The organism is Nocardioides guangzhouensis (assembly GCF_004519545.1).
Taxonomy (GTDB): domain Bacteria; phylum Actinomycetota; class Actinomycetes; order Propionibacteriales; family Nocardioidaceae; genus Nocardioides; species Nocardioides guangzhouensis.
The window spans coordinates 1-528 of record NZ_SDKM01000137.1 but is presented as its reverse complement, the minus strand read 5'-3'; the positions used below and the strand labels follow the sequence as shown (position 1 = coordinate 528).

At 68.4% G+C, this 528-nt stretch carries 1 protein-coding gene; it reads right to left on the bottom strand.

Annotated features, from left to right (window positions below; genetic code table 11):
- Nucleotides 1-528, bottom strand: a 528-nt coding sequence (locus tag EKO23_RS24825; protein WP_134721271.1) for an aminotransferase class III-fold pyridoxal phosphate-dependent enzyme, incomplete at both ends; no start/stop codon positions are given.

Genomic DNA, 528 nt, shown 5'->3' with positions numbered 1-528 from the left:
GGTAGAAGTTCGTGTTCGGGACCCGGAACGTGGAGGGGACCAGCGGCTCGAAGACCGCCTTCAACCCCGGCAGGCCGGTGATCGAGAGGGCCCCCTGCGTCGTCCCGTGGTAGGCGATGGCACGACTGATGACCTTGTGCTTCAGCGGCTTCCCGACGAGCTTGAAGTAGTTCTTGGCCAGCTTCCACGCCGTCTCCACGGCCTCGCCGCCCCCGCTGGTGAAGAAGACCCGGTTGAGGTCGCCGGGAGCGTAGTCCGCGACCCGCTCGGCGAGCTGGATCGCGGTCGGGTGCGCGTAGGACCACAGTGGCATGAAGGCGAGCTCCTTCGCCTGCTTCGCCGCTGCCTCGGCCAGCTCCGTGCGCCCGTGCCCGAGCTGGCTCACGAACAGGCCCGCGAGGGCGTCGAGGTACCTCTTGCCCTGCGCGTCGTAGATGTAGGGCCCCTCGCCCCGGACGATGATCGGGACGTCCTGCGTCTCGAAGGTGGAGTGCCGCGTGAAGTGCATCCACAGGTGGTCGCGGGCGG